12 protein-coding genes are annotated in these 12,323 nt (G+C 65.1%); 5 read left to right on the top strand and 7 right to left on the bottom strand.

Annotation, left to right across the window (positions count from 1 at the left end; translation table 11 throughout):
* Positions 1 to 9 precede the first annotated feature (9 nt).
* Together NSO95_RS13770 and NSO95_RS13765 are read right to left on the bottom strand one after the other, a co-directional pair.
* A complete protein-coding gene (locus NSO95_RS13770) occupies positions 10 to 1,131 on the bottom strand; it encodes an NAD(P) transhydrogenase subunit alpha (RefSeq protein WP_257596882.1) in 1,122 nt (373 codons plus the stop codon).
* 13 nt (positions 1,132 to 1,144) lie between these two features.
* Positions 1,145 to 1,267 carry a hypothetical protein gene (locus NSO95_RS13765; RefSeq protein WP_257596881.1) on the bottom strand — a complete coding sequence of 41 codons (123 nt, stop codon included), beginning with the start codon at positions 1,265 to 1,267 and terminating at the stop codon, positions 1,145 to 1,147.
* Between the two features lie 172 nt (positions 1,268 to 1,439).
* Between NSO95_RS13765 and NSO95_RS13760 the strand changes: the two genes are divergently transcribed.
* From NSO95_RS13760 to NSO95_RS13750, 3 genes are read left to right on the top strand one after another with little or no spacing between them, the layout of a single operon-like run.
* Entirely contained in the window at positions 1,440 to 2,861 is a 1,422-nt protein-coding gene (locus NSO95_RS13760; protein ID WP_257596880.1) for a sigma-54-dependent transcriptional regulator, read from the top strand.
* Positions 2,862 to 2,874: 13 nt separating this feature from the next.
* Positions 2,875 to 3,321, top strand: a complete 447-nt coding sequence (locus tag NSO95_RS13755) for a hypothetical protein (protein ID WP_257596879.1) — start codon at positions 2,875 to 2,877, stop codon at positions 3,319 to 3,321.
* A gap of 40 nt (positions 3,322 to 3,361) precedes the next feature.
* Positions 3,362 to 4,144, top strand: a complete 783-nt coding sequence (locus NSO95_RS13750) for an SDR family oxidoreductase (protein WP_257596878.1) — start codon at positions 3,362 to 3,364, stop codon at positions 4,142 to 4,144.
* Between the two features lie 7 nt (positions 4,145 to 4,151).
* On the opposite strand, the gene NSO95_RS13745 is transcribed toward NSO95_RS13750, so the two are convergent.
* The gene (locus NSO95_RS13745; RefSeq protein WP_257596877.1) at positions 4,152 to 5,639 is read right to left on the bottom strand and encodes a vanadium-dependent haloperoxidase; all 1,488 of its coding nucleotides are present in this window, start codon (positions 5,637 to 5,639) and stop codon (positions 4,152 to 4,154) included.
* A 52-nt stretch (positions 5,640 to 5,691) separates the two neighbouring features.
* Positions 5,692 to 6,807 carry a dihydropteroate synthase gene (gene folP / locus NSO95_RS13740; protein ID WP_257596876.1) on the bottom strand — a complete coding sequence of 372 codons (1,116 nt, stop codon included), beginning with the start codon at positions 6,805 to 6,807 and terminating at the stop codon, positions 5,692 to 5,694.
* A gap of 691 nt (positions 6,808 to 7,498) precedes the next feature.
* Between folP and NSO95_RS13735 the strand changes: the two genes are divergently transcribed.
* Positions 7,499 to 7,798 (top strand): GIY-YIG nuclease family protein, encoded by a 300-nt coding sequence (locus NSO95_RS13735; RefSeq protein WP_257596875.1) that lies wholly within the window; start codon positions 7,499 to 7,501, stop codon positions 7,796 to 7,798.
* Positions 7,799 to 7,964: 166 nt separating this feature from the next.
* On the opposite strand, the gene NSO95_RS13730 is transcribed toward NSO95_RS13735, so the two are convergent.
* The 3 genes from NSO95_RS13730 to rnhB form a co-directional block, all read right to left on the bottom strand.
* Positions 7,965 to 8,744 carry a hypothetical protein gene (locus tag NSO95_RS13730; protein ID WP_257596874.1) on the bottom strand — a complete coding sequence of 260 codons (780 nt, stop codon included), beginning with the start codon at positions 8,742 to 8,744 and terminating at the stop codon, positions 7,965 to 7,967.
* Between the two features lie 177 nt (positions 8,745 to 8,921).
* Entirely contained in the window at positions 8,922 to 10,088 is a 1,167-nt protein-coding gene (locus NSO95_RS13725; RefSeq protein WP_301332636.1) for a site-specific DNA-methyltransferase, read from the bottom strand.
* A 431-nt stretch (positions 10,089 to 10,519) separates the two neighbouring features.
* Positions 10,520 to 11,143, bottom strand: coding sequence for a ribonuclease HII (rnhB, locus tag NSO95_RS13720; protein ID WP_257596873.1), 624 nt, complete (start codon positions 11,141 to 11,143; stop codon positions 10,520 to 10,522).
* Between rnhB and NSO95_RS13715 the strand changes: the two genes are divergently transcribed.
* The gene (locus NSO95_RS13715; protein ID WP_257596872.1) at positions 11,142 to 12,299 is read left to right on the top strand and encodes a PQQ-dependent sugar dehydrogenase; all 1,158 of its coding nucleotides are present in this window, start codon (positions 11,142 to 11,144) and stop codon (positions 12,297 to 12,299) included. The two genes, rnhB and NSO95_RS13715, sit on opposite strands and share 2 nt — an antisense overlap.
* Positions 12,300 to 12,323 lie beyond the last annotated feature (24 nt).

Raw genomic sequence — 12,323 nt, 5'->3', positions numbered from 1 at the left:
CTAGACCGATCACCCCAACAACCTCTCATGCACCGCCTTGCCGCCCTGCGTGAGCCGGATAGCGTTCCCGATCTCCTCGTCCAGCACCGGCTTGCCCGCCTCCTTGTCCCAGAAGGCGGAGAGGAAGTTGTAGTGGTTGCGCGCAAACAGCGCGCTGGCATCCGCCGCCAGATGCGCAGGGGTGTTCGAATAGCCCATGATGAAGACGCTGTGCTTCTCGACCACCTGGTCGGGGACCGAGCCTTCGACATTGCCGCCTTGCGCCACGGCAAGGTCGAAGATCACGCTGCCCGGCTTCATCGTCGCGATCTGCGCATCGGTGACCAGACGGGGCGCGGCGCGGCCCGGGATCAATGCCGTGGTGATGACGATATCCTGCTTGGCGATATGGCTGGACACCAGTTCGGCCTGCGCCTGCTGATATTCCTCGCTCATTTCGGTGGCATAGCCGCCCGAGCCTTCGCCCTCAATCCCGGCGACGCTCTCGACGAACACCGGCTTCGCTCCCAGCGACTGGATCTGCTCTTTCGTCGCCGAGCGGACGTCGGTCGCGGAGACCTGCGCACCGAGCCGCTTGGCGGTCGCGATTGCCTGCAGCCCGGCCACACCGACCCCCATAATGAACACCCGCGCGGCCTGGATCGTCCCGGCGGCGGTCATCATCATCGGGAAGGCGCGGCCATATTGGTCGGCAGCGGCAAGCACTGCCTTGTAGCCTGCGAGGTTCGACTGGCTGGAGAGCACGTCCATGCTCTGCGCGCGGGTGATACGCGGCATGAATTCCATGCTCAGCGCTTCGAGCCCTGCTGCCGCATAGGCCTCGACCCGGTCCCTGCGGCCGAACGGATCGAAGCTCGCGGCGACCCATGCGCCCGGATTTGCGCCCTTCAGCAGGTCGGCATCGGGGGCTTGTATGCCAAGGACGATATCCGCACCCTTGACCACCTGTGCCGCCGAAGCGACCTCGGCCCCGGCCTCGGCAAAGGCCACATCGGATAGCGCGGCTGCGTCGCCCGCCCCCTGTTCGACCGCGACGGTGGCACCCAGCGCGATGAATTTCTTCACCGTTTCGGGCGTGGCGGCAACACGGGTCTCGCCCGCTGCCCGCTCCTTGAGGACGGCTATCCGCAACGCGCTGGCGCGGTCAGCTCGAGATCAGCACGACGACGATGGCGGTGATCAGCAGGATCACCGGCACCGACCATTTGAGCGTGCCGATGAAGCTGGTGTAGGTTTTCTCCGCCGCTTTCATGTCGTTTGCAGCCATGGATCGTATTCCCCGAAATGTGATTGGTTTCGGTGCAAGGCTCTATCGCGCCCGCCCGCGCGCTTCAAGTGCCGTGGATCGATGTGCGCAGCCTTAATCCGGCCTTTACCCGTTGCCCCTAAACGGGACGCTTGTTTCACCTTGGGACGGCGATCCGAGCCGTTGGGGGATTATGGCCGACACCGAGACGCGCCTGCTGATGCTGATCGACGACGAACCGGCGCAGAGCCGGCTCATCTCCGCGCTCGCCGCGCGGGAGGGTTGGCGCACGCTTGTGGTGTCGGATGCGGAGACCGCGATCGCGACGCTCGGCACGCGGCAGGGCATGCAGCTTTCGGCCATCATCCTCGACCAGTGGGTCCCGAGCGAGAACGCTTGCGAACTGATCGAGGAATTGAAGGAGCGCCGTCCCGCGCTGCCGATCCTAGTGCTCACCGCCAGCGCTTCGCCGCTGCTTGCGGTGCAGGCGATGCGCTCGGGTGCGACCGACTATCTGATCAAGCCCGTCGCGCCGGACCGGCTGATGCAGGCGCTGCGCAGCGCGACCAAGCACGAGGCCCCGCGCGACGAGCTCCAGCCGCTGACCGAGAAGCTTTCGCCGGTGCTCGATTTCGAATCGATGATCGGCACCGCGCCCAATTTCCGTGCCGCGCTCGCCAAAGCCGCCAAGGCCGCACGTAATCACGGCAACGTGCTGATCGAAGGCGAAAGCGGCACCGGCAAGGAAATGCTGCTGCGCGCGATGCATGCCTCCAGCCCGCGGGTGAAAGCCCCGTTCCGGATGATCAATGTGCGCGGGATCCCCGCCAATTCGATCGAATCGGTGCTGTTCGGGCACGAGCAGAACGCCTTCCCCGGCGCATTCGATCGCCAGGCGGGAGCGTTGCAGCATTGCGACACCGGCACGCTGGTGCTCGACGAGATCGACCGGCTGAGCCTCGACCTGCAGGCCAAGCTGGCCGAAACCCTGTCGACCGGCATCGTTCGCCCGGTCGGCGCCAAGCACGGGTTCAAGATCGATGTCCGGCTGCTGTGCGCCAGCAACCTGCCGCTGGCCGACCTCAACGGCCAGGGATACTTCCATCCCGCCCTGCTCGAGGTGATCTCGCAAACCAAGATCACCATGCCGCCGCTGCGCGAGCGGGCGGGCGATATCCCCTCGCTGTCGCGCTATTTCCTCAGCCGGATCGGCGCGCAACCCGGCTTGCGGGCGCTGTCGATCAGCGACAGTGCGCTCGCGCTGCTCAACGCCTTCGACTGGCCGGGCAACGTCCGCCAGTTGCAGGCGGTGCTGTTCCGCGCCGCAGTCTATTGCGAGAGCGAGACGCTGAATGCCGACAGCTTCCCGCAACTCTCCGAACTGCTCGGCGAGATCGCCGACGAACCGCGCAACCCGATGCAGGAAGGCGTCGGGGTCATGCTCTATTCGGCGGACGGCAATCTGCGCCCGCTGGAGGAGATCGAGGCCGACGTGATCCGTCTCGCCATCGGGCATTATCGCGGCCGGATGACCGAAGTGGCGCGTCGTCTGGGGATTGGGCGCTCCACTCTTTACCGCAAGCTCGCCGATCTCGGCATCGACAACGCAGCATAGGAATTCCAGGAACATGGTCGATGGACCCGTCTCCCCCGCAGCCAATGAAACGGCAACCGCGTTCGCTGGCGATACGTTGCGCGACGCACTCGACCTGCTGTCGCACAAGATCGACGCGGGAAATTTCGAGCGGATGCGCTGGGCCCGCGACGAGGCCCCGAAGCTCGCCCGCTTGGTCGAACTCGTAAAGGGTGCGGTCGCCGACCGCGACGATGTCGAAATCAACGAGGAAGGCGGCGAGGGCAATACCAAGCGCTTCGTCATCAAGGTCCACGGCCAGCGCATCGCGCAGCTGGCGGTCGCGCTCGACAAGGGCCGTGCGATCGCCGCGATCGGCCCGGTCGAGCGCAGCGCCTACAGCGTTGCACAGGGCCAGCCGATCCACGCCATGTTTGAAGAAGTCGACGATGTCTGGATGGCGCGCACCATCGCAAAGCTGTCGGAACGGATCGGCGGCTGATCCCATTGCACCTTGCCTCGGGCGCTCCTAGTCTGGGGCAATGGCAAGACTTCAGGGCAAGCGATGTGTCGTCACCGGCGGCGCAAGGGGGATCGGGCGCGGCATTTGCGATGCTTTCGTGCGCGAAGGCGCTTCGGTCCTGCTGACCGATATCGACGACGCGGGAGGCCAGGCGGCTGCCACAGAGATGGGGTGCGACTTCCTGCGGCTCGATGTCCGCTGCGAAGCCGACTGGACCGCGCTCGAACGGGGCGAACCGGCGATCGACGTCATGGTCAACAACGCCGGGATCACCGGGTTCGAGGATTCGCCCGGCCCGCACGATCCGGAGCACAGCTCGCTCGAGGACTGGCGCGCGGTCCATGCGGTCAACACCGACGGCACCTTCCTCGGTTGCCGCTACGCGATCCGGGCGATGAAGGCGGCGGGCACGGGGTCGATCATCAACATCTCCTCGCGCTCGGGCCTGGTCGGGATCCCAGGGGCGGCGGCCTATGCTGCGAGCAAGGCGGCGATCCGCAACCATTCCAAGTCGGTCGCGCTCTATTGCGCGCAGCAAGGCTGGGCGATCCGCTGCAACTCGGTCCACCCCGCCGCCATCCTCACCCCGATGTGGGAGGCGCTGCTGGGCGACGGGCCGGACCGCGAGGCGCGGATGGCGGCCTTCGTCGCCGACACTCCGCTCAAACGCTTCGGCACGGTCGAGGAAGTCGCCGCGCTGTGCGTCTTCCTTGCCAGCGACGAGAGCGCCTATATGACCGGCGCCGAACTTACCCTCGACGGCGGGTTGCTCGCCGGGTCCTCCGCATCGCCGGGGGAGTAGCGAACCATCACGCGTGCCCGAACAGGTCCTGCGCCCGCTGGTGCACCACCTGCCCCACGCTGCGGCCCATCTTCAGCCCTTCGACATTGTCCGCCTGGATGTGATAGCCGCCCATCACCCGGCTGATCCCGGCCATTTCCGCTGCGCCCGAGATGGTTGGCAGCCATAGCGTCACGTCCTGCCCGATCGCGTCCGGCTCGGTGATCTCGCCCGGGCGGCGGATCAGTTCGACCTCGAGCCGGTCGGTCCCGGTGAACAGCTTCATCGTCTCGGCGCAGGCGGCGCTGACGGTCGAGTGGCCCGAGATATAGCTCGGGAACGGCGGGCTGACGAAGACATAGGGCGAATAGGGGTACCAGTCGGCCCCCTTCAGCTCGATGGTGCCCTTGCCCGGCCCGCCCCAGCCCTTGATCGTCTGGTCGCCGTAATAGTGGCGAACCAGCGTCCATGGGCGCGAGGTGTCCCAGTAACGCTTGGTATCCCACGAGGCGATGAAGGCATCGTGCGCGCATTGCCCGACCTGGAAGAACAGCTTCACATCCTGGTCGAGATCGTAGCGATCGCGGCGGCTGATATCCTGCGCGAAGCGCAGCCAATGGCCCGACTGCCCGGTCGATCCCGGCCCGTCGCGCATGAATTCGACGATCGCCTTCTGCTCGTCGGTCAGCCCGGCGTTGTAGGCGATAACCTCGTCGATCTCGGCCTTGAGCTGGTCCGATCCCACCCGCGGCGGTTCGGGCGCGCGGAACTGGCTCGGGCTGGAGAGCGCGAAAGGCTCGACCCGGTACCAGTGCGGGGTCAGGAATCCGGGCGCGAAGGTGCTGCCATCGTCGCGGCGGAAGGTGATCGGCTGCCAGCGGTCGGGGTTCCAGATCTTGTCGGCCGTATTGACCGGGACGTAACCGGTGTAGTCGGAAAACGGCGCGCCGGCGGAGCCGACCTCGTCGCCCAGCTGGTTCGCGCCGTCGACATGCTTGTGCGCGCACAGCTTCTCGCCGACCAGCACGCCGATCCCGGCGGCGCTGGTGCGCGAGGCGACGCCCACCGCCGGGTCGTAGCCGAAGCGCTTCAATGCCGCGTCGACCATCGCGCCGGATTCGGGATACTGGTCGCGCATGGCGCAGGCGGCGGCGAAGCTGATCGCGGCCTGCTTGTTCGCCAGTGTGCGTTCCGAGGCCGGCCGGCGCAGGCTGTCGCCGAACATCACCCCGCGCGCCTTGTCGTCGAACGGAGCCCAGGCTTCATACATCGCGCCGGTCACTACCGCCATCGAGCGGGCGAGGATGGTCGGCCGCGCCGCGTTGCGCCGCACGTCTTCCACCGCCACATCGAGCAGCACGTCGAGCCAAAGATAGGCAAGCGACTGGTCCGCCCCGCCGACCGCAGTGCCGGCGTGCTGGAAGCGCCGTTCCTTCGCCAGAACGCCGCTCGACATGAGGCTTCCGCCGACCAGCGCGAGCGACGATCCGGCTTTCAGCAATTGACGGCGATGCATGACTAACCCTTCCCTGTCCTCGCGCCGACTATCCTTTACCCGGCGAGCGAAATCAACCCTCTGGCAGCTCGGCAAAATCGGTCAGCGCGGCGTCGCGCAGGCCGCGCCAGACGTTGCGCGCCTGCACCGTTTCGGCGACATCGTGGACCCGCAGCAGCTGCACCCCGGCGTTCATCCCCGCGACGGCGAGCGCGATGCTGCCGCCCAGCCGGTCCTCCACCGGTGCCTCGTGGCTCAGCGCACCGATCATCCGCTTGCGGCTCGCACCCAGCAGCAGCGGGCAGCCGAGCGCGTGATACATCGGCAGCGCATTGATCACCGCGAGGTTTTCCGCCAGCGACTTGCCGAAACCCACGCCCGGATCGAGCACGATCCGCGCCGGGTCGATCCCCGCCGCCACCGCCGCGTCGCGCCGCTCGCGCAGGGCGTCGAACACGTCGAAGGCAACATTGGTGTAGTTCCCGTCGGCATGCGGGTCCGCGCCGTCGCCGGGCGCGTGCATCAGCACCACCGGGCAGCCGCGCGCGGCGACGAACTCGCGGCTGCGCGGATCGTGGCGCAGCGCAGACACGTCGTTGACCACATGCGCCCCGGCATCGAGCGCCGCCTGCATCACCGCCGCGCGGCGGGTGTCGACGCTGATTGCCGCGCCCATCGCGGCGCAATACTCGACCGCCGGGACCACCCGCGCGATCTCGTCCCCTTCCCACGTCGCGGGCGCGCCGGGGCGGGTGCTCTCCCCCCCGATATCGACCATCGCCGCGCCGGCCTCGAGCATGGCCGAGGCATGCGCCCGCCCCGCTTCGGGGTCGTCGAGGAACTTGCCGCCGTCGCTGAAACTGTCGGGCGTGACGTTGAGGATGCCGACCACCTGCGGCTGGTCGAGCCGGATGGTCCGCTCGCCCAGCTCGAGCGCGGGGTGGACCCGGCACAGCGCATCCCACTGCGCCTGCGCTTCGGCGGCGAGGCTTTCGGGCAATTCGGCCAGCACCCCGGCAATGGTTTGCGGCGAGGCGAGCCAGCGCTCCGCAACCATACCATTGCGCCGCAGGATCACCGCAAAGCGATGCGCATAGACCATCCCACCCGCCAGCCGCACCGCATCGCCATGCTCGGCCTGCGGCGCGGGAGTGGTGCCGACGGGGCGGATGTAGACCTGCTCGCTCATGCGGCGTTCCTGGCGGGGTGTTGACAGGGTTGACACTGTGATCGCGATTGGCGCGGGCTTGACGGAAGTAGACAAAGTTTGCGCCCTTTGCGCGATCCAGAGGGTCGGGAAGTGGAACCCGGAAACCCCCGTTTTGCGAAACTCTTCACGGATCGTTTCCTACTGAATATCAGGACCATGGTAGCCATATTGCGGCGCGTAGTGTCACCTTCCGTTTGCCTGCCTCCCGGCAGATCGCCGACACTGCCAGCTTGACGCCGGCGACGCCACACTGCGCGCAAGTTGCGCTGCTCTGATGCGGAACAGGAACGAAGTGAATCGTGCGAAACGGAGAAGGCGAAACGTCCGGCCATCACGCGAACCTAGCGCGTTCGCACGTTGTAGGACAGCGCGCATGAAATCCCTTTCCCGTCATTGCGAGCGACAAAGTCGCGCGGCAATCCAGAGCGGCGGGCGACGCATCCTGGATTGCCACGTCGCCTGCGGCTCCTCGCAATGACGGGAGAGGGGAAGATTCTCCCTAGTGCTTCCTCGTCACCCCAGCCCTGTGCTTGGGTCCCGCTCCATTTCGAGAGCTGCGCCCAGGAAGCGGGAACCCGGCTCGGAGGCCGGGATGACGAATTGTGGCAAATCCTCACCCAACCGTCGCCCCGGGCTTGACCCGGGGTCCCGCTTCCTGTTGCCTCGCCCGATGGATCGCGAAACCCTCGGCGGTTGGGTGTACCTCATGGCGGACCGATATCGCGGCACGCTTTACGTAGGAGTGACATCCGACCTCGCGGCGCGTGTGACACAACACCGCGACGGCGGCGGATCGGACTTCTGCAAACGCTATGGCCTGACCCGCCTCGTCTGGGCCGACCGCTGCGGCACCATCGATGAAGCGATCGCGCATGAGAAGCGCCTCAAACGCTGGCGGCGGCAGTGGAAGATCGAACTGATCGAGAATGCGAATCCGGAGTGGGACGATTTGTTCGAGACGCTGCTTTAGCCTGCTTCCGTTCCGACTCGCCGACCGGCGCCTCAACTCCCTCCCCAACCCAGTCACCCCGGCCCCCGAGCCGGAGTCCCGCTGCTTTTTTGGGCCTTGGTGCTGCTCCGCTTAGAAGCGGGACCCTGGGTCAAGCCCGGGGTGACGTGAAGGGCTAGGGCGCAAACTATTCGCGCCGATCCGCTGCGGGAAGGTTGTCGAGGATATGACCGATCCAGAGTTCGACTGTAGCAAAATCTGCCAACAGCTGAGGATGGAAGAGCGCATTGGCACCCTGATTGACCGAAGTCGCTATCATCGGTCGGAAAAACCGCAAACCATCTCTTGCTCCAATCAAAGCATGATAATCGTCCAATCTATTCTCACTAAGTGCATTATACGCCTGCTCATTGAGATCTTTGTATTGAGCCGCATTTTCAGGATCGATCATAAAGGGGGGAATATAAAGCGGTATCCGATGTGCAGTGGTGTGACGCACTTCCTCGAGATGGGCGAACCACCGATCCATGTCTTGCAACTGTTCTTGTAAATTTTGCGGTAGAGAAGCCCTGACAATTGCACATTTCGGCGCGAGGCCAACTTCACTTGCAGCCAATTCGCGACCGTTTGGACGTCGCACTTCGTATTCTGAAACCCAAACCCGTGCCAAGTTGTCCATGCAGCCATACGTATTGAACGAAACGGCTTGAATATGAGCAGTGGCTTCTGACCGCTGTTCGGAAGTAGGTATGTCATCTAAATCAGGTGGAAGAGTCTCGAACACCCGTCCGATTGAATAAGCGATATCGGCGACTCGCCTTGCAATTCCGTGAGTGGCGAATTCTGTCGCAGTCTCGGTTCTAAAAGTATGCGATAGAATACGTTCCGTCAGCGTCGCTCGCCTATCCATCACGGTCAGCGATTTTTCAACCAATGAAACAATCTGATCTTCTCGAAAAGTGGGCATTCAGATACGCTAGTCAAAACGCCATTCACCCTCAATCCTCCAAGACTCCTCAACCCGTCACCCCGGCCCCCGAGCCGGGGTCCCGCTGCTCTTCGAAGCCAGTTGCTACCCCGCCCAAGAAGCGGGACCCCGGATCAAGTCCGGGGTGACGGAGTGAGAGACGAAGCGGAAGCCCCCTCAATCCTCCACGCTGAGCAGATACACCTGCCGCGCCGCGTCGATCGGTTTCACTTCCATTCCACACGGGCCAGCCACCTCGTAGTGCCAGAAGCTCCAGCCGTTGCAGCTCGGCGCTCCTTGCAGCTCCTTGCCCAACCCGTGGATCGAACCGGTCTGCTTCTCGTAAGCCAGCGACCCGTCCGCCCGCACCGTCGCCACCCAACGGCGTTTCTTGTCGAACAGCTGCGTTCCTGGCGGCACCAGCCCGGCCTCGACCAGCGCGCCGAAGGCCACCTTGGGCGCGGCGCGGCCGGCCTGCATCGTGGTGAGCGCGCTTTCGTCGAGCGGCAGTTCCTTTTCGATCCGCTTGAGCGCCGCATCGCGGTAGACGTTCTCGCGCTCGCAGCCGATCCAGTGGCGGCCGAGGCGTTTGGCGACTGCGCCGGTGGTGCCGGTGCCGAAAAACGGGTCGAGCACCACGTCGCCCGGCTCGGTGGTCGAGAGCAGCACGCGGTAGAGCAGGCTTTCGGGCTTCTGCGTCGGGTGGACCTTGTGCCCGCCCTCCTTCAGCCGTTCCGCGCCGTTGCAGATCGGCAGCACCCAGTCGCTGCGCATCTGCAATTCATCGTTGAGCGTCTTCATCGCGCGGTAGTTGAAGTGGTATTTCGCCTTCTCCCCCTGGCTGCACCACAGCAGCGTTTCATGCGCATTGGTGAAGCGGGTCCCCTTGAAATTGGGCATCGGATTGGTCTTGCGCCACACGATATCATTGAGGATCCAGAAGCCCAGATCCTGCAGGATCGCGCCGACGCGGTAGATGTTGTGGTAACTGCCGATCACCCACAGCGCGCCGTCGGGCTTGAGGATGCGCTTCGCCTCGATCAGCCAGTCACGCGTGAAATCGTCATAGATCTTGAAGCTGTCGAACTGGTCCCAGTGGTCGGTCACCGCATCGACATGGCTGCCGTCGGGCCGGCTGAGATCGCCACCGAGCTGGAGGTTGTAGGGCGGATCGGCGAAGACGAGATCGATCGAGGCATCGGGAATGTGCCGCATCGCCGCGACGCAATCGCCGGGGATGATCTGCCCCAGGGGCAGGTCCGCGAGTGCGACCGGCGCAGGCTTTGCGATGCGCCCGCCCGAAGAAAACGGCGCACGCGCCTTCGTGGTCTCGATGACCCCCATCCGTATGAACCCCTCTGTCAGTTATCCACAGGGTGAGTCCAACCGGACTCCACGTCAAGAACGGAGTTGTCGCAGCTTATGGTTAACGGGCTGCTAAGCATGAGAGAACATAAAGAGTCCCCCACAAGATATTGAGTCCAAGTCTCTTTGCCGGACTCGATATGATGGGGTGTGGCGCGAAGGACTCGGTTCGATCGCGAAGCGCGAATAATAGCTGATCTGTGCGGGCTATGGTCGCCTGGGATTTGTAATCGGCACGTCCAATGGAGTGAAAAATTCGCAATCAGCGTTCTGCGCCTCTTGGCCACATACCTCGCGATTGTTGATGGCCGCAAACAGCAGCAACGTGAGTGCAATCACAAACAGAAGGGTGAAGCCGAGAGCGATTTTGGTTCTCAAACGCATGTACGCTCAGCTCGCAACCAGCACGATCATACAAGCGACATCTGCGAAACCGGCGCGAAAGTCTTGCGGTGCAGCGGGGTCGGCCCGTGCATACGCAGCGCCTCCATATGCTCGCGCGTGCCATAGCCCTTGTTGCGGTCCCAGCCGTAATGCGGGTGCGCCCGCGCAGCCTCCAGCATGATCCGGTCGCGCCATTCCTTGGCGACGATGCTAGCGGCGGAGATCGCCGGCTCCAGCGCATCCCCGCCGATGATCGCCCGCGCCGGCCAGCACCATTCCGCGACCCGCCCGTGGGGCGTGGCATTGCCGTCGATCAGTACGTTGTCGGGCGCCTCGCCCAGCGCCTGCGCCAGCCCCGCGACCGCGCGGGTCATCGCCAGCATCGTCGCGGCAAAGATATTGATCCGGTCGATCTCCTCCGCCTCGACCACGCCGACCGCCCAGCCGCAGCACTGCCGGATCTCGAGATCGAGCTTCGCCCGGCGCGCAGCGGTGAGTTTCTTGGAATCGTCGAGGCCCTGCGGGCAAGGATCGCACAGCACCACCGCCGCTGCCACCACCGGCCCTGCCAGCGGCCCGCGCCCCGCCTCGTCGACCCCGAAAACACAGGGCTTGAAACCGTTCGCGTTTTCGGGTGTTCCGTAGGTCATGAACAACATCGCAGATTCCCGCCTCTCGCCCAAGCTGGCCCTCACCCTATCCCCCCTGGCTCTCGCACTCGCAAGCTGCAGCTATGCGCAGACGGGGGACAGCGGCGTTGAACCCGGCGTGTCCGATCCCTTCGCGATCACCGAGCACGGGGCCTACAACGAGCCCTGGGCGGCCGCCTTCGCGCCCGGGACGGAGGTGCTGTTCCTGACCGAAAAATCGGGCGCGGTGAAGTTCTACGATGTCGCCAGCGGCGAACGCGGCGAAGTGCGCGGCGTGCCCGAGGTCGACTATGGCGGCCAGGGCGGCCTGGGCGACATCGCCTTCCTTCCGTCAGAAGCGGGCGAGGTGCTTGGCCCTCGCACCATCTATCTCAGCTGGGCGGAAGCCGGCGAGAACGACACCCGCGGCGCGGCGGTAGGCCGGGGCACGCTGGTGTGCGAAGAGACCGCCGCCTGCACCATCGAGGGGCTGGAGGTGATCTGGCGGCAGAACCCCAAGGTCACCGGGCGCGGGCACTATTCGCACCGTTTCGCCTTCGCGCCCGACGGCAAGTACCTGTTCATCGCCAGCGGCGACCGGCAGAAAATGCAGCCCGCGCAGGACCCGAACAGCGATCTGGGCAAGGTGATCCGCATCCCGATCGATGCCAGCGGCAAGCCGACCGGCCCGGCGGAGCGCTACTCGCTGGGGCACCGCAACATACTCGGCCTGCAGTTCGATGGTGAAGGGCGGCTGTGGGATCTCGAGCACGGCCCCAAGGGCGGCGACGAGCTCAACCTCGTGCAGCAGGGCAAGAACTACGGCTGGCCGGTGGTGTCCGACGGCGACCATTACAGCGGCGAGAATATTCCCGATCACGCCACGCGGCCCGAGTTCGCCGCCGCGGCGATCGGCTGGACCCCGGTGATCGCGCCGGGCGATTTCACCTTCATTACCGGCAAGCTGTTCGGCGACTGGAAGGGCGATGCGATTATCGCGGGTCTCGATGCCGAGGCCCTGGTGCGGGTGAGTTTCGAAGGCACCGCAGCGACCGAAGCGGCGCGCTATCCCTTCGGCAAGCGCCTGCGCGAAGTGCTCGAAGGGCCCGACGGCGCGCTCTATGTGCTCGAAGACGGCGAAGGCGGGCGGCTGCTGAGGTTGGCCCCGAAGAAGTAGAGAGGCAGGTCGCCGCAAGCCGAA

It is taken from the genome of Parerythrobacter lacustris (assembly GCF_024626475.1).
Classification (GTDB): domain Bacteria; phylum Pseudomonadota; class Alphaproteobacteria; order Sphingomonadales; family Sphingomonadaceae; genus Parerythrobacter_A; species Parerythrobacter_A lacustris.
Note: the sequence above shows the minus strand (reverse complement) of the source record. Positions and strands in the feature narration are given on the sequence as shown.

Coding starts and splice junctions, on each gene's coding strand:
- NSO95_RS13765 (WP_257596881.1), bottom strand. CDS start 1,267: ATGGCTGCAAACGACATGAAAGCGGCGGAGAAAACCTACACCAGCTTC.
- NSO95_RS13760 (WP_257596880.1), top strand. CDS start 1,440: ATGGCCGACACCGAGACGCGCCTGCTGATGCTGATCGACGACGAACCG.
- NSO95_RS13755 (WP_257596879.1), top strand. CDS start 2,875: ATGGTCGATGGACCCGTCTCCCCCGCAGCCAATGAAACGGCAACCGCG.
- NSO95_RS13750 (WP_257596878.1), top strand. CDS start 3,362: ATGGCAAGACTTCAGGGCAAGCGATGTGTCGTCACCGGCGGCGCAAGG.
- NSO95_RS13745 (WP_257596877.1), bottom strand. CDS start 5,639: ATGCATCGCCGTCAATTGCTGAAAGCCGGATCGTCGCTCGCGCTGGTC.
- folP (WP_257596876.1), bottom strand. CDS start 6,807: ATGAGCGAGCAGGTCTACATCCGCCCCGTCGGCACCACTCCCGCGCCG.
- NSO95_RS13735 (WP_257596875.1), top strand. CDS start 7,499: ATGGATCGCGAAACCCTCGGCGGTTGGGTGTACCTCATGGCGGACCGA.
- NSO95_RS13730 (WP_257596874.1), bottom strand. CDS start 8,744: ATGCCCACTTTTCGAGAAGATCAGATTGTTTCATTGGTTGAAAAATCG.
- NSO95_RS13725 (WP_301332636.1), bottom strand. CDS start 10,088: ATGGGGGTCATCGAGACCACGAAGGCGCGTGCGCCGTTTTCTTCGGGC.
- NSO95_RS13715 (WP_257596872.1), top strand. CDS start 11,142: ATGAACAACATCGCAGATTCCCGCCTCTCGCCCAAGCTGGCCCTCACC.
- rnhB (WP_257596873.1), bottom strand. CDS start 11,143: ATGACCTACGGAACACCCGAAAACGCGAACGGTTTCAAGCCCTGTGTT.